This window comes from Caulobacter sp. GW456-12-1-14-TSB4 (genome assembly GCF_059424195.1).
Genome location: NZ_JBWKZF010000025.1, coordinates 60463 through 75828, shown reverse-complemented (window position 1 = coordinate 75828; position 15366 = coordinate 60463). Strand labels below are relative to the sequence as shown.

Sequence of the window (15366 nt, the reverse complement as noted above, 5' to 3'; positions counted from 1 at the left end):
GCCTCCCCCGCCGCCGCGCGCCTATAACGACGGCTATGACGACGATTACCGCCCGGTCCCGTATGAGCAGGTCCGTCGCGACGCCCAGCGCGACAGCTATTACGACCGTTCGTACGATCGCTCCTATGATCGCCAGGACGGCTACCGGGTGAACGAGCGCACCAGCGGCCAAGCCGACGTCAACGGCTGCACCCTGGCCGAAAGCCCGATCTACCTGCCGGACGGCCGCGTCCAGAAACGCTTCGTGCGCGTCTGCCCGGACGGCAACGGCAAGTACCAGGTCGTCGACTAAGTCCTCGACCTACCTTGTGTGGAAGACGATCGGCCGCTCCTTGTGAGCGGCCGATTTCGTTTAGGCCTTGGTCGCCCAGACCAGCCGCTCGACCTGGCCGTCGCCGCCCGTGATCGGACTTTCGGTCAGGCCCTTCACCGACCAGCCGGAGGCCTCCAGGAACTCGACCACCTCGCGCTCGACGCGGGCGATGATCTCGGGGTCCTTCACCAGACCGCCCTTGCCGACGAAGTCGCGGCCGGCCTCGAACTGCGGCTTGATCAGCGCCACCAGGTCCGCGCCCTCCGCCGCCAGCTCCAGCGCCTTCGGCAAGGCCTTGGTCAGGGCGATGAAGCTGACGTCGCTGACCACCAGCGTCGGCGCGGCCCCGATCACGTCCTCGTCCAGCGCCCGGGCGTCGACGCCTGAGAGATCAACGACGCGCGGATCGTCCCGCAGCTTGGCGTGCAGCTGATCGCGGCCCACATCGACCGCGAACACCGTTTCCGCGCCGCGCGACAGCAGCACCTCGGTGAAGCCGCCCGTGGACGCGCCGACGTCCAGCGCCACACGGCCCTCCACCGCGACCGGCCACAGGTCCAGGGCGTGGATCAGCTTCAGCGCCCCGCGCCCGACCCACGGGTGGGCGGCCTGGGCGACGATCTCGGCGTCATGCTCGACCGTGTCGGCGGGCTTGGTGACCACCTTGCCATTGACCGTGACGAGGCCAGCCTCGACGGCCGCGCGGGCCTTGGCGCGGCTGTCGACGACGCCCCGTTCGACGAGCAACAGATCGATACGCTTGCGGGCCACGCGGCCTCCTCGAAAGTTAAGACCGCCGTCTAGCACGGGCTTGCGGCCCAGGTCTCTTCGGGTTCAACTGAACGCTGATCACCGGCGCGTCAGACGCCGGCTAAATTCTAAGACTGAGCGTGGCGACGCCATGCTTGGGGGGAGAGAAACCTGATGCGATTCACGCGTCGCGGCCTGCTGGCCGCATCCGCCGCCGTGGCGGCCGCATCTTCAGTGGAGGCTAAGCCCAAATCGATGACCACGCCCGCGCCCTGGACTCCCGACGCCACCGAGCTGGCCGGCCGCATCCGTCGCAAGGAGGTCAGCGCCGCCGACGTGGTCGAGGACGCCATCCGCAAGGCCGAGGCCCTGCAGCCCCAGGTCGGGGCGATCGTCACCTCGGACTTCGACCGGGCGCTGGACAAGGCCAAGGCCGGCCAGCTGTCGGGTCCGTTCGCGGGCGTGCCGTTCATGGTCAAGGACCTGGATCCCTATAAGGGCCTGCCCACCCGCAACGGCTCGCGCAGCGGCCTGCGCAGCCCGCCCGAGACCACCCAGACTCCTTATGTCGACGCCTTCGACGCCGCCGGCTTCGTGGTGATCGGCAAGTCGGCGACGCCGGAGTACGGCTTCCTGCCGACCACCGAGCCGATGGGCTTCCAGCCCACCCGCAACCCCTGGAACACCGCGCGCTCGTCGGGCGGCTCCTCGGGCGGCGCGGCGGCGGCCGTGGCCTCGGGCATGGTGCCGATCGCCCACGCCAGCGACGGCGGCGGCTCGATCCGCATCCCGGCCAGCAACTGCGGCCTCTTCGGCCTCAAGCCCTCGCGCGGCCGGATGCTGGAAGGCCGTCCGGTCTCGCGCGGCATCGACATCTCGGTCGCCCACGCCCTGGCCCATAGCGTCCGCGACTCGGCCGCGCTGTTCGCCGCCACCGAGCGCACCGGCGCCAACGCCGTGTTCAAGCCGGTCGGCGTGGTCAGCGAGCCGCTGAAGAAGAAACTGAAGGTCGGCCTGATCATGCAGACCGGCACGGGCGTGACACCCGACGCCGAAGTGCAGACCGCCGTCAACAACGCCGCCAAGCTGCTGGAGAGCCTGGGCCACAAGGTCGAACCTACCACATGGCCGATGGACGGCGCCCAGTTTGGCCAGGACTTCACGGTGCTGTGGGCCAGCGGCGCGGCCGAGCTGATCACGGCGGTCGGCAAGGCCATCGGCCGCGAGCCCGACGACACCGTCCTGGAGCCCTTCAGCATCGGCATGGCCAAGCTGGTCGGGCAACTGCCGGCCGGCGCCCTGCCCGCCGCCATCGAGCGCCTGAACGCCAACACCAAGGCCTATGACGCCTGGCTGACGAAGTACGACGTCATCCTGTCGCCGGTGCTGGGCAAGCCGCCGGTCGAGCTGGGCTATGTCGCCGGCTGGGTCCCGTTCCAGGAGCTGCAAGCGCGGCTGCTGACCTATGTCGGCTACACCCCGCTGCACAACGTCGCCGGCGCGCCGTCGATGAGCGTGCCGCTGCACTGGACCGCCGACGGCCTGCCCGTGGGCGTTCAGATCGCCGGGCGGGCGGGTGGCGAGGCGCTGCTGTTCCAGCTGGCCTATCAGCTGGAGGAAGCCCAGCCCTGGGCGCACCGCAAGCCGCCGGTGAGCCTCTAAATCAAGACGGGGCGGCTCAGCAGCCGCCCCGGCCCTTGTCCCGGATGTGATCCAGGATGTCCCCGATCAGCTCGAAGTCCATCGTCTCGGGCTTCTTCCAGCGCGCGCAGCCGCCGCCGCGATCGACGCCGGCCATGCGCTCGGGGAACGCGTCCAGCGCCGCCTTGCCGGCATAGAGGGCGATGTACTGCTTCTGGCTGTTGAAGGCGAAGAACGGGGTCTTCGGGTCGCCATAGGCCGGCATGCCGAAGGCCATCTTCTCGGTCTCGGCGCCGAAGCGCTCGACGCACATGGCTCGAAGGCGGTCCAGCGCCGGGCGGCGCTCGGGCGCGACCTCCTGCATGAAGTCATCGACCGTCGCCGCCTTCGACTGGACCATGATCCCCTCCTGGGAGGGGCGTGATCACCCCTCGACGAACACCTTCTTGAGTTCGTTCTTCATGATCTTGCCATTGGCGTTGCGCGGCAAGGTCTCGTGCCAGAAGACGATCTTCACCGGCACCTTGAAGGCCGCCAGGCGATCGGCGACGAAGGCGCGCAGTTCGGCCTCGTCGGCGGTGGCGCCCGGCTTCAGGGTCACGACGGCCGCCGGCTCCTCGCCCAGGGTCTTGTGCGGGATGCCGACCAGGGCCGCGTCCATCACCGCCGGATGGTCGTAGAGGCAGTTCTCGACCTCGATGCAGTAGATGTTCTCGCCGCCGCGGATCAGCATGTCCTTGGCGCGGTCGATGATGAAGCAGAAGCCCTCGGCGTCGAGGCGCGCCAGGTCGCCCGTGCGCACCCATCCGTCGACGAAGGTGTCGGCGCTGGCTTCCGGCTTGTTCCAATAGCCGCGCACGACCTGCGGGCCCTTGCACCACAGCTCGCCAACATCGCCGATCGGCAGCTCGCGATAGGGCTTCTCGACGGTCATGATCTTCAGGTCGGTGACCGGCACGGCCGGGCCGCACGAGTCCGGACGGTTCTCGTAGTCCTCGGCCGAGTTGGAGGTCGCCGTGGCCGAGGTCTCGGTCATGCCCCAGCCGTTGCCCGGCGAGGACTTGGGCCACAGTTCCTTGATCTTGCGCACCAGCTCCGGCGCCGAGGGCGCGCCGCCGTAGGCCACGGTCTCGATCGACGACAGATCGTAGTTCGGACGCGAGGGGTGCTCGATGATCTGCCAGGCGATGGTCGGGACGCCGCCCATCTGGGTCAGCTTCTCGTCCTGGATCAGCTGCATGGCCTTTTCCGGATCCCACTTGCGGATCATGGCCAGCTTGGCCCCGCCGAACAGCGAGGGGTTCAGCACCGCGAAACAGCCCGTGGCGTGGAAGAACGGCACCGACAGCAGCGAGCCCTTCTGCGGCAGGCTGGGATCGGGCTGGGGCGGCGCCTCGCCACGACGCAGGAAGGCGCGGGCCCCGGCGGCGGCGGCGGCGAAGATGTTGCTGTTGACGTTGCGGTGCGTGCCGATCGCGCCCTTGGGCTTACCCGTAGTGCCCGAGGTGTAGAAGATCGTCGCGTCGTCATCCGGTCCGATCGGCGTGGTCGGCAGCGGCTTCTCGTCCAGCTTGGCCCAGTCGTTGGGGCAGCCGATCGCGGCCTCCAGGCGCTTCACATACGGGTGGGCGATCTCTTCCTTCGAGCGGCTGACATAGACGCCCTTCAGGTCCGGGCAGGCATCGAAATGCTCGGCCATGCGCTCGAAGCGTTCGACATCGACCACCACGACCTTGGCGCCGGAGTCGACCAGGCCGTATTCCAGCTCGGGCCCGGTCCACCAGGCGTTCAGCGGCGTGACGATCGCGCCCAGCGACAGACCCGCATAGAAGGCCACCGGCCATTCGGGCAGGTTGCGCATGACGATGGCGATGCGGTCGCCCTTCTGAATGCCGAAGGACTCGAACTCGGCGGCCATGTGGGTCACGGCGCGGTAGAAGGCCTCGAAGCTGACCCGCTCGTCCTCGTGGACCAGGAAGATCTTCTCGCCGTGGGCGCGGCCGAACAGCAGCGTATCGCGAAGCGTGGGAGGAGCGTTCTTCCAGGTCCGGGTCTTCACGCCCCGGATCTCGACCTCTTCCATCTCGCCCGGCGTTCCCGGCTGGGTGATCAGGGCATAGGCCTGCTGGACGGACATGGCGGGCCACGGAACAGACGCGGGTGCGGCCTGGCTCATTTCTACTCTCCCGGTTTTGGCGTCACGCCCTGTTTGATCGAGCGCGTTCGCCAACCAGAGAGCACAGCCGCGAGCCGCTTGTAAACATCCGTTTGACGCTAGGAGAACATTGATAAGTTACAAGGGGCGGATAGGCCTGGACTCCCCGCTTTCGAGGACCGATGACCTAGCGTCATCCCCCGCGAATCCGGAGCGTCGCCTTGGCCGAATCCCTGCTGTTCCCCGACCGCGAGTTCGCCGCCTTCCTGTTCGACATGGACGGCACGGTGCTGACCTCGATCGTCGCCAGCGAGCGGGTCTGGGGGACCTGGGCGCGCAAGCACGGGCTGGACGTCGAGGCGGTGCTGAAATGCATCCACGGCCGGCGGGCGGTCGAGACGGTGCGCAGCTTCAACATCCCCGATGTCAACGAAGACGCCGAGGTCACGTGGCTGAAGGACGCCGAAATCGCGGACACGGACGGGATCGAGGCCATCGAGGGCGCGATCGCCTTCCTGACCGCCCTGCCCGCCGATCGCTGGGCGGTCGTCACCTCGGCTCCTCGCGAATTGGCCAAGGTGCGGCTGACGGCGGCGGGCCTGCCCCTCCCCGTCGTGCTGGTCACCGCCGAGGACGTCGAGCGCGGCAAGCCGGCGCCGGACTGCTTCCTGCTGGCGGCCCAGCGCCTGGGCCACCGCATCGAGAACTGCCTGGTGTTCGAGGACGCCCCGGCGGGCATCGCCGCTGGCGAGGCGGCGGGGGCGAAGGTGGTGGTGATCACCGCGACGCACAGCCATCCGCTGGAGACGCCGCATCCGGGGGTGACGGGGTATGGGCCACTGAAGGTGGCGGCTTCGGGGGCGTTGAGCTTCTAAAAACGCTTGTCATCCCGGCCGTAGCGAAGCGGAGAGCCGGGACCCAGGGGCTACCGCACTGCGCCGTCCCCTGGGTCCCGGACAGCCTCTGCGAGGCTTCCGGGATGACAAGATTGGGTGGCTGTTACCCCACCGACTCCAGGCGGCTCAGCGCCGCCTCGAGCTTGGCCTTGGCGGCTTCGGCCTCGGCGAGACGCTCGCGGTTCTCCTCGACGACCTCTTCCTTGGCGCGGGCCAGGAAGTCGGGGTTGCCGAGCTTCTTGTTGACCTTGTCGATCTCGCCGGCGTGGCCAGCGATTTCCTTGGTCAGGCGGGTCTTCTCGGCGGCCAGGTCGATGAAGTCGGCGATGCCGAGCGCGCCGGTGGCTTCGCCCATCACGATCGGCACGGAGCCGGCCGGAGAAGCCTCGGCCTCACGGACACTGTCCAGGCGCGCCAGGGTCAGCAGCAGGTCGCGATGACGGGCCAGGCGGGCCTTGGTCTCCGCGCCGGCGCCGACGACGCTGAGCGCCGGCTTGGCCGACGGCGGCACGTTCATCTCGGCGCGGATCGAGCGGATCTCGCCGACCGTGCCGACCAGCCAACCGATCTCGGCCTCGGCTTCGGCGTCGATCCAGCTTTCCGACAGCTCGGGCCACTGGGCCGAGATCAGCATGCTGTCGCGAGCAGGGCCGAACTCGGCGGTCTTCTCCCACAGCTCCTCGGTGATGAACGGCATCACCGGGTGCAGGAGCTTGAGGATCACGTCCAGCGCCCAGGCGGCGGTGGCGCGGGTCTCGGCCTTGGCGGCGGCGTCATCGCCGTTCAGGATCGGCTTGGCCAGCTCCAGGTACCAGTCGCAGAACACGTTCCAGACGAAGCGGTAAAGCGCGCCGGCGGCCTCGTCGAACGCCGGGCCTTCCAGGGCTTTGGTGACCTCGGCCACGGTCTTGACCGTCTCGCCGCGAATCCACTTGTTGATCGGCTGCTGCACGGTCGAAGGGTCGAAGCCCTCGACGCGCACGCACTCGTTCATCTGGGCGAAGCGCGAGGCATTCCACAGCTTGGTGCCGAAGTTGCGATAGCCCTCGATGCGCTGCTTGGAGAGCTTGATGTCGCGCGCCTGGCCCGACATCGCCGTCATGGTGAAGCGCACCGCGTCGCAGCCCAGCTCGTCGATCAGGATCAGCGGATCCATCACGTTGCCCTTGGACTTGCTCATCTTGGCGCCCTTCTCGTCACGGACGAGGGCGTTGATGAACACCTGCTTGAACGGGGCCTCACCCATGAAGTGGATGCCCATCATCATCATCCGGGCGACCCAGAAGAAGATGATGTCGAAGCCCGTGACCAGGGTGCTGGTCGGGTAGAAGCGCGCCACGTCCGGGGTCTTTTCCGGCCAGCCCAGGGTCGAGAACGGCCACAGGGCCGAGCTGAACCAGGTGTCGAGGACGTCCTCGTCGCGCCAAATCGGAATAGGCGCGTTCGCATCGCTCGCTTGACCAGCGGCAAGCCAAGCACCCATCCCCACGATACGGTCTTCAACGACAACGACCTTTCGGCCGTAGTGACGCTCCGCCGCAGCGATGGCTTCGTCTTCGGTCTCTTCAACGAAAATGCTGTTGGTGAAGGTATCGCTAGGAATTTCACCTTCGGCATTCGCCGGGGCATCAGCTTTGACCGGGCCGAACCAGGCCGGGATGCGGTGGCCCCACCAGAGCTGGCGCGAGACGCACCAAGGCTCGATGTTGCGCAGCCACTCGAAGTAGGTCTTCTCCCAGTGCTTGGGCTCGAAGACGGTCTCGCCGGTCTCGACGGCCTTCAGGGCCGGCTGGGCCAGGGTCTTGGCGTCGACGTACCACTGGTCCGTCAGGAAGGGCTCGATGACCACGCCCGAACGGTCGCCGTGCGGGACCATGTGCTTGGTCTTCTCGATCTCCTTCAGCCAGCCCTCTTCCTCGGCGCGGGCGACGATCTCCTTGCGCGCGACGAAGCGGTCCTTGCCGACATACTCGGCCGGAACGCTGTCGTTCAGCTTGGCTTCCGGCGTCAGGATGTTGATGGCTTCCAGGCCGGCGCGCTTGCCAACGCCGAAGTCGTTGAAGTCATGGGCGGGCGTGATCTTCACCGCGCCAGAGCCCTTGGTCGGGTCGGCGTAGTCGTCGGCGACGATCGGGATACGGCGGCCGACGATCGGCAAGGTCACGAACTTGCCGACCAGGCCCTTGTAGCGCTCGTCGTCGGGGTGAACGGCGACGCCGGTGTCGCCCAGCATGGTCTCGGGACGGGTCGTGGCCACGACGATGTAGTCGCGGGTCTCGAACTCGGTGGCCTTGCCGTCGTCATCGAAGGCGATCGGGTGCTGGTAGGTCACGCCGTCGGCCAGCGGATAGGCGAAGTGCCAATAGGCGCCGTCGACTTCCTTCTGCTCGACCTCGAGGTCGGAGATGGCGGTCTGGAACTGCGGGTCCCAGTTGACCAGGCGCTTGTCGCGATAAAGCAGGTTCTGCTTGTAGAGCTGGACGAACACCTTGCGGACGGCGGCCGACAGGCCCTCGTCCAGGGTGAAGCGCTCGCGCGACCAGTCGCAGCTGGCGCCCAGGCGGCGCAGCTGGTTGGTGATGGTCCCGCCGCTCTCGGCCTTCCATTCCCAGACCTTGTCGACGAAGGCCTCGCGGCCCATGTCGCGGCGGCCGATATTGCCGGCGGCGGCCAGCTGGCGCTCGACGACCATCTGGGTGGCGATGCCCGCGTGGTCGGTGCCCGGCAGCCACAGGGCGGCCTTGCCGCGCATGCGGTGGAAGCGCGTCAGCACGTCCTGCAGGGTGTTGTTCAGCGCGTGGCCGATGTGCAAGCTGCCCGTGACGTTCGGCGGCGGGATCACGATGACGAACGGCTCTGCGTTCGGATCCTCGCTGGGCTTGAAGGCCCCGGAGGCCTCCCAGGCGGCGTACAGGCGGGGTTCGACGGATTTGGGATCGAAGGTTTTATCGAGCATGGCGGAGCGGATATGCCATCTGCGGCCCGGGGGCGAAACCGGCGGGCCTTGGTTTTCTGACGGTTGGAAACGAAAAAAGGCGGCCGCCGGAGCGACCGCCTCGATTTTCTAGATCTTGGAGAGCGCGACAGCCGAAAGCGGATGCCGGTTTCGGCGCCCGTCGCGCTCCCTCTAAGAACACGCCTTCGCTATGCGAAGGCTTGGGCTTAGACGCCGCGACCGCGGGCGATCCGTTGCACTTCTTCCTCGACCTTGGTCTCGACGATGCGCGGCAGGTTCTGGTCCAGCCACTCCTTGAGCAGCGGGCGCAGCAGCTCGCGTACGACGTCTTCCAGGGTGCGGGCGTCCTTGGGCATCAGCAGGGCCGAGCTCAGGCTGCCGAAGGCCGAGGCGGCCGCCGACGACGCCGTGGCGCCGACCAGGGTCTCGGCCACTTCATCACGGTCGAAGACCGGCGACGGCGCGGCCGGAGGCGGCGTGTAGACCGGTTCCGGCTCGGGCTCCGGCGAATAGACGTCGATGTCGCCGACGGACGCCAGCGGCTCGGGTTCCGGCTCCGGCATGATCGGATCGGTCAGCTCGAGGATGTCGTCCTCGATCGGTTCGGGTTCCGGCTCGGGTTCCGGCGGCGGAGGCGCAGCCTCGGCCGCAGGCTCCGCCGGCGCGTCATCCTCCGAGATGATGCGCCGGATGGAGGCGAGGATCTCCTCCATCGTCGGTTCTTGAGAGCTCTGATCGGACATGTGCGGGGGCCGTCGTAAAGGGTACGAATCCTTGCGCGCCCTAGGACGCGCTTGGCCGCGATGGTGCAGACTTACGCGGCTTAAGCAAGCGCAAGTCCACGCCTGGGCGGAATCGACGCGGCGAGAAGCCTACTTCGAGGCGGCTTGCGGCTTGGCGGAAGGGGCGCCGACCTTGTCGATCGCCTGCACGACCGGCTCCCACGGCACCCAACCGGCGCTGTGCGTGACACGATCGTAGGAGACCTTGGGGTCGTAGGCGGCGGTGCTGGTCGACAGCTTGTTGACGTCCAGCTGGCCCATGGCCTGCAGGACGACGGCGCTGGCCACGTATTCGTCGCGACGGGCGGCCACCAGGGCCAGCTCGGCGTTCGACAGCTCCAGCTGGGCGTTCAGCACGTCCAGCGTGGTGCGCAGGCCGACCTGCTGCTCCTGGCGCACGCCTTCGAAGGCGATGCGGCTGGCCCGCACCTGCTCCTCGTTCGAGACCAGGTTGGCGCGGGCGGCCAGCAGCGTGCTCCAGGCGGCCGAGACCTGCTGGATCACGGTGCGCTTGGCGCCGTCGACGGCGATGCGGGCGGCGTTCTCGCGCTCGCGGGCGGTGCGGACGTTCGAAGCGTTCAGGCCGCCGGTGAACAGCGGCACGCGGGCGGTCAGCGAACCGGCGATCTGACGGTCGTACTGGCCGAACTGGTCGCCGTTGCCGTTCACCTTGGTGGCGTCATAGCCCAGGCTGGCGCCGGCCGAGACCGTCGGCAGGTAGGCGGCCTTGGCCAGGGCCACGCGGGCCGTGGCGGCCTGCTCGGCGTAGCGCGCGCTCTGCACGGCCGGATTGCTGCCCTCGGCGGCCTCGAAGGCCTGCTCGACCGAGGTCGGCAGCACGCTGGCCAGCGACGGCTCGGGCGTCAGGTCGGTCGGGTTCTGGCCGACGATCTGGGCGTAGGTGGCGCGGGCGATGGCCAGGTTGCCCTGGGCCGACGACTGGCTGGCCTTGGCGGCGGCCAGGCGCGCCTGCGACTGGGCCACATCGGTGCGGGTGATCTCGCCCACGTCGAAGCGGGCGTTCGATTCGTCGAGCTGGCGCGTCAGCACCGCGACGTTCTCGTTGGCGATGCGCAGGGTTTCCTGGCTACGGCGCACGTCGACATAGGCGGTGACGACATTGGCCAGCACGCTCTGCTCGACACGGCGCAGGTCCTCGCGGCCGGCCAGCACGTCGGCCTCGGCGGCCGACAGGTTGGCGGTGGCCTGGCCGCCCGTGAAGAGCGGCTGGCTCAGCTGGAGCTGAGCGTTGCTGGAGCCGATCTTGTTGACGTCGGCGCCCGTGACCAGCACGCCGCCGACCACGGTGGTGCTCGGAGTCGCCAGGTCGGTGCGCGAATTGGTCAGGCCGGCCGAGGCGTTCAGCGTCGGGCGGAAGCCGGCGCGAGCGCGGACCACGCTCTCGTCCGTGGCGCGCTGGACGGCGCGCTGTTGCTGCAGCGTCGGGTTGGTCTGGTAGGCCAGGGCGATCGCGTCGGCCAGGGTGTCGGCTTGAGCGGCGGAAAACACGCCGGCCATCAGGCTGGCGCAGCACGCGGCGGCCAGCAACCCGGCCCGTCGACGGTTCGACATCAAAATTCTATCCCCAATCCCCGCGAAGCGCGCGCTCGCCACAATATGACCGCGTGTAAGTCCAGCCGCCACAAGCCGCTAGTTAAGCTTTTTTCACGCAGACGTTGCGGCAGGCTAGCGCCCACTGGTGTCTAGAAGCTGAAGCCCGTCTCGACCTCGAAACCGGCCAGCAGCGGCGGCGAGGCGTCGAACGCCTGGCGGCGGCCCACGCCGTCTTCGGCGCGCAGATAGATGGCGGCGCGGCCGACCGGGCCGGTGCGCTCGACGACACCCAGACGGCCGCCGGCGGCCAGGGCGTCCTGCCAGGCCTTCGGCGCGACCGCGACAGCGCCTTCGCAGATGATCACGTCGTACGAACCGGCCGGAACGGCCTTCAGGTCGTCGCCGTCCAGGCGGGTGACCGAAAGGCCCATCTTTTCCAGGACAGCGGCCGCGTAAGGCGCGGCGATGGCCAGGGCCTTCTCGCCTTCACGAGGCTTGAGGGTCTGCAGCAGCTTGCCCACTTCGCGCGGGCGCAGCAGCCAGCGGCCCGGCGCATATTCGATGTCGGCGTCGGCATAGGCCAGATAGGCCTTCGTGGCGGGCACGACGGCCTCGCGCGCCACCACCCGCAACGCGTCCTGCAGCGGCAGGTCGGTGACGTCGGCGGTGCGAATTTGGCTCTCGACCATGTTCAGCCGCGCGGCGGTGAAGTCGGTGCTCATGGAATCCCTCGAAGGACTAGACTTTCGAGCAGGCTTATAGGTCCGCGCCCGGCCGAAACGCAATGCGATCCCAAGTCGCGACCATGGGCGGACAGCCAAGTTGCGTCGGGAGCCTGACATCCAGGCGCGAATTTCGCCCCAATATGGCAGGAAAAGGACGCGCCAAGGAACCAATCGAACCCGGCGGAGCTGATTTCACGCGGGCCAAAAGCGCCGCGTTCCAGTTCCTCCCGCAAGGTTCGCTCCCGATGAAAATCGCCCAGGTCACTCCCCTCTACGAGGCTGTTCCGCCGCGTCTGTATGGCGGCACCGAGCGGGTGGTCGCTCACCTGACCGACGCCCTGGTCGATCTGGGCCATGAGGTGACCCTGTTCGCCAGCGCCGAGGCCCAGACCAAGGCCCGGCTGATCCCCGTCCGCGACCAGGCCATCCGCCTGGACCCCGCGCCCCTGAAGTCGGATCTGGCGGCGCACCTGACGCAGCTGGCCGAGGTCCGCGCCCTGGCCGATCAGTTCGACGTCGTCCACTTCCACACCGACATGGTGCAGTTCCCGTTCTTCGCCGATCGGGCGGAGAAGACCCTGACCACCCTGCACGGCCGCCTGGACCTCAAGGACCTTCCGGCCGTCTACAAGCGCTGGCCGCAGTTCCCGCTGATCTCGATCAGCGACGACCAGCGCCGCCCCCTGCCCTTCGCCAACTGGGCCGGCACCGTCCATCACGGCATGAACGCCGACCTCTACGCCTTCTCGGCCAAGAGCGAGGGCTACCTGGCGTTCCTCGGCCGCATCTCACCGGAGAAGCGTCCCGATCGCGCCATCAACCTGGCCAAGCGCCTGGGCAAGAAGCTCAAGATCGCCGCCAAGGTCGATCCCGCCGACCGCGCCTACTACGACGATGTCATCGCGCCGATGATGAAGGACGAACCATTGATCGAGTTCATCGGCGAGATCGGCGACGGCGAAAAGTCGGCCTTCCTGGGCGGCGCCGACGCCCTGCTCTTCCCGATCGACTGGCCCGAGCCTTTCGGCCTGGTGATGATCGAGGCCATGGCCTGCGGCACCCCGGTCGTCGCCTATCGCTGCGGTTCGGTGCCCGAGGTCATCGACGACGGCCTGACCGGCTTCATCGTCGACAATGACGACCAGGCCGCCGACGCCATCCTTCGCGCCGAAAGCCTGGATCGAAACCGTGTCCGCGCGCGTTTCGACGAACGGTTCTCGTCCGAGGCGATGGCCCGCCGCTACGTCGCCATCTACGAGCGGCTCTGCGATGGCGCGGCCGTCTACCCAGCCTTGGTCGATCTAGCGGCAAGCGCGTAACGCGTAAATTGAAGGAGGGGGTATGGAGAGTCTCGCGCCGGCCATGGAGGCGCCGGTCGACTACGGCGTGACGGCGGAAGTCCGCGCGCCGCAGAATCTCTATGCCCTCAAGGACAAGGACACCTTCATCGTCGCCGACGAGTTCGGCGACATCGCCGGCCAGGGCGACGGGCTGTTCCACAACGACACCCGCATCCTGTCGCTCTACCGGCTGACCCTGGGCGGCCGCATGCCGTCGCTGCTGTCGGCCGCCGTCGCCCACGACAACGTCTTCTTCACCTGCAACAGCACCAACCAGGCCCTGCCCTATCCCGGCGAGCGGATGGGTCCGCCCGGCGTGCTGCACATCGAGCGCAAGCGCTTCCTGTGGGGCGAGCGCCTGTTCGAGCGCATCCGCTGCGTCAACTACAGCCGCGACACCGTGCTGCTGCCGATGACCATCGAGTTCGACGCCGATTTCCGCGACATGTTCGAGGTGCGCGGCAGCCATCGCGCCAAGCGCGGCACCAAGGGTCCGCCGCATGTCGATGGCCGGCGCGTGGCCTACACCTATCTGGGCCTCGACGACGTCGAGCGCTCCTCGTTCATCGCGTTCTCGGACGCGCCGTACCGTCTCTCGGCGCACAAGGCCGAGTTCATGTTCTCGCTGCATGCCGAGGGCGAGCACGAACTCTATATCGAGATCGGCGTCGTCGATGGCCACACGCCGAGCCGCGAGCGCTTCCGCGATGCCGCCGCCCGGGCCCGCTGGGACATGCGTTCGCGTCGTCGCCACGGGGCGCGATTGAAGAGCTCCGGCCGCCTGTTCAACGAGTGGCTGGACAAGTCGCGGGCGGATCTCGCCTTGCTGACGACCAAGATGGAGACCGGTCCCTACCCGTATGCCGGCATCCCCTGGTTCTCGACCGCCTTCGGGCGCGACGCCATCATCACCGCCTGGCAGATCCTGTGGTTCGAGCCCTCGCTGGCCAAGGGCGTGCTGCGCTACCTCGCCGCCCACCAGGCCCAGGAGCGCTCGACCTTCCGCGACAGCGCCCCGGGCAAGATCATGCACGAGACCCGCAAGGGCGAGATGCCGGCGCTGGGTGAAGTGCCGTTCGGCCGCTACTACGGCGGGGTCGACACCACGCCGCTGTTCGTGGCCCTGGCCGGCGCCTACCAGCAGCGCACCGGCGACGACAAGCTGATCGACGAGCTGTGGCCCGCCCTCGAAAAGGCCATGCACTGGATCGAGAACGACGGCGACAGCGACGGCGATGGCCTGATCGACTACGCCCGAGGCCAGGACAGCGGCCTCTCCAACCAGGGCTGGAAGGACAGCGAGGACAGCGTCTTCCACACCGACGGCCGCTACCCTTCCGGCCCGATAGCCCTGGTCGAGGTGCAGGGCTACGCCTTCGCCGCCTATCGCGACATGGCGCGCCTGGCCGAACGTCGCGGCGAGACCGACAAGGCCACCGTCTGGAAGCAGAAGGCCCAGACCCTGCGCGACAAGGTCGAGCAGCTCTTCTGGATGGAGGATCGCGGCTTCTACGGCATCGCCGTCGATGGCCAGGGCCAGCTGTGCCGGACGCTGGCGTCCAATCCCGGCCACCTGCTGTTCTGCGGCCTGCCCTCGCCCGAGCGGGCCCGCAAGGTCAGCAGCCAGCTGCTGTCGGCCAACTTCAACTCCGGATGGGGCGTGCGGACCCTGGCCACCGGCGAGGCCCGCTTCAATCCGATCAGCTATCACAACGGCTCGGTCTGGCCGCACGACACGGCGCTGTGCGTCATGGGCCTGTCCCGCTACGGCGAGCGGGACGGCGTGGTGAACCTGACAGCGGACCTGTTCGAAACCGCCAGCCGCATGGGCATGCGCCTGCCTGAGCTGTTCTGCGGCTTCCCACGCTCGGCCGGCGAACCGCCGGTGGCCTATCCCGTGGCTTGCCTGCCCCAGGCCTGGGCGGCGGGGTCGGTATTCATGATGCTGCAGGCCTGCCTGGGGATCACCATAGACGCCAATCGCGGCGAGATCGTCCTGGTGGACCCGCGCCTGCCGATCGGCATCGATCGCCTGGCCGTAGAGCGCCTGCGTGTAGGAATCCTGACCGTCGACCTGATCTTCGAACGCCAGGGCGACCGCGTCGCCGTCCGCACCGAAGGCGACGTGCCGTTGATCATTCGATCGAAGCCATCTTGGGACTAGAGCGCAAGATTTTCGGAAGTCTTAAAGACATCTCTCGACTTGCAAGGACCGGACACGACCGATCGCAAGTCTGAGAGAGTGGCTCCGCGG

At 68.0% G+C, this 15366-nt stretch carries 11 protein-coding genes and 2 pseudogenes; 6 read left to right on the top strand and 7 right to left on the bottom strand.

The genetic code is table 11. The annotated features are described in order from the left end of the window. Positions 1 to 292: pseudogene (locus tag AC07YH_RS20255) on the top strand (hypothetical protein); the annotation flags it as partial. A 60-nt stretch (positions 293 to 352) separates the two neighbouring features. Here AC07YH_RS20255 and AC07YH_RS20250 read toward each other — a convergent pair. Then, the gene (locus tag AC07YH_RS20250; RefSeq protein WP_494748760.1) at positions 353 to 1084 is read right to left on the bottom strand and encodes a TlyA family RNA methyltransferase; all 732 of its coding nucleotides are present in this window, start codon (positions 1082 to 1084) and stop codon (positions 353 to 355) included. A 153-nt stretch (positions 1085 to 1237) separates the two neighbouring features. Here AC07YH_RS20250 and AC07YH_RS20245 point away from each other — a divergent pair, with 153 nt between their 5' ends. Continuing rightward, positions 1238 to 2725 (top strand): amidase, encoded by a 1488-nt coding sequence (locus AC07YH_RS20245; protein ID WP_494748759.1) that lies wholly within the window; start codon positions 1238 to 1240, stop codon positions 2723 to 2725. 16 nt (positions 2726 to 2741) lie between these two features. On the opposite strand, the gene AC07YH_RS20240 is transcribed toward AC07YH_RS20245, so the two are convergent. Then, positions 2742 to 3104 (bottom strand): iron chaperone, encoded by a 363-nt coding sequence (locus AC07YH_RS20240; protein ID WP_494748758.1) that lies wholly within the window; start codon positions 3102 to 3104, stop codon positions 2742 to 2744. A gap of 24 nt (positions 3105 to 3128) precedes the next feature. Further along, positions 3129 to 4880: a class I adenylate-forming enzyme family protein gene (locus tag AC07YH_RS20235; protein ID WP_494748757.1), complete on the bottom strand. Its 1752-nt coding sequence runs from the start codon at positions 4878 to 4880 to the stop codon at positions 3129 to 3131. A 200-nt stretch (positions 4881 to 5080) separates the two neighbouring features. Between AC07YH_RS20235 and AC07YH_RS20230 the strand changes: the two genes are divergently transcribed. Both AC07YH_RS20230 and AC07YH_RS20225 read left to right on the top strand, forming a co-directional pair. Then, positions 5081 to 5734 (top strand): HAD-IA family hydrolase, encoded by a 654-nt coding sequence (locus AC07YH_RS20230; RefSeq protein WP_494748756.1) that lies wholly within the window; start codon positions 5081 to 5083, stop codon positions 5732 to 5734. Next, positions 5733 to 5855 (top strand): annotated as a pseudogene (locus AC07YH_RS20225) (hypothetical protein); the annotation flags it as partial. The gene AC07YH_RS20230 and the pseudogene AC07YH_RS20225, both read left to right, overlap by 2 nt. Positions 5856 to 5858: 3 nt before the next feature. On the opposite strand, the gene AC07YH_RS20220 reads toward AC07YH_RS20225, so the two are convergent. From AC07YH_RS20220 to AC07YH_RS20205, 4 genes are all read right to left on the bottom strand, one after another. Beyond that, positions 5859 to 8711: a valine--tRNA ligase gene (locus AC07YH_RS20220; protein WP_494748755.1), complete on the bottom strand. Its 2853-nt coding sequence runs from the start codon at positions 8709 to 8711 to the stop codon at positions 5859 to 5861. Between the two features lie 206 nt (positions 8712 to 8917). Beyond that, the gene (gene popZ / locus AC07YH_RS20215) at positions 8918 to 9454 is read right to left on the bottom strand and encodes a pole-organizing protein PopZ (RefSeq protein WP_494748754.1); all 537 of its coding nucleotides are present in this window, start codon (positions 9452 to 9454) and stop codon (positions 8918 to 8920) included. A gap of 129 nt (positions 9455 to 9583) precedes the next feature. Continuing rightward, entirely contained in the window at positions 9584 to 11065 is a 1482-nt protein-coding gene (locus AC07YH_RS20210; RefSeq protein ID WP_494748753.1) for a TolC family outer membrane protein, read from the bottom strand. Positions 11066 to 11196: 131 nt separating this feature from the next. Continuing rightward, the gene (locus tag AC07YH_RS20205) at positions 11197 to 11769 is read right to left on the bottom strand and encodes a protein-L-isoaspartate O-methyltransferase family protein (RefSeq protein ID WP_494748752.1); all 573 of its coding nucleotides are present in this window, start codon (positions 11767 to 11769) and stop codon (positions 11197 to 11199) included. 248 nt (positions 11770 to 12017) lie between these two features. Here AC07YH_RS20205 and AC07YH_RS20200 point away from each other — a divergent pair, with 248 nt between their 5' ends. Continuing rightward, complete coding sequence (locus AC07YH_RS20200) at positions 12018 to 13091, top strand: glycosyltransferase family 4 protein (protein ID WP_494748751.1); 1074 nt, start codon at positions 12018 to 12020, stop codon at positions 13089 to 13091. A gap of 22 nt (positions 13092 to 13113) precedes the next feature. Continuing rightward, positions 13114 to 15276 carry an amylo-alpha-1,6-glucosidase gene (locus tag AC07YH_RS20195; RefSeq protein ID WP_494748750.1) on the top strand — a complete coding sequence of 721 codons (2163 nt, stop codon included), beginning with the start codon at positions 13114 to 13116 and terminating at the stop codon, positions 15274 to 15276. Positions 15277 to 15366: the final 90 nt, after the last annotated feature.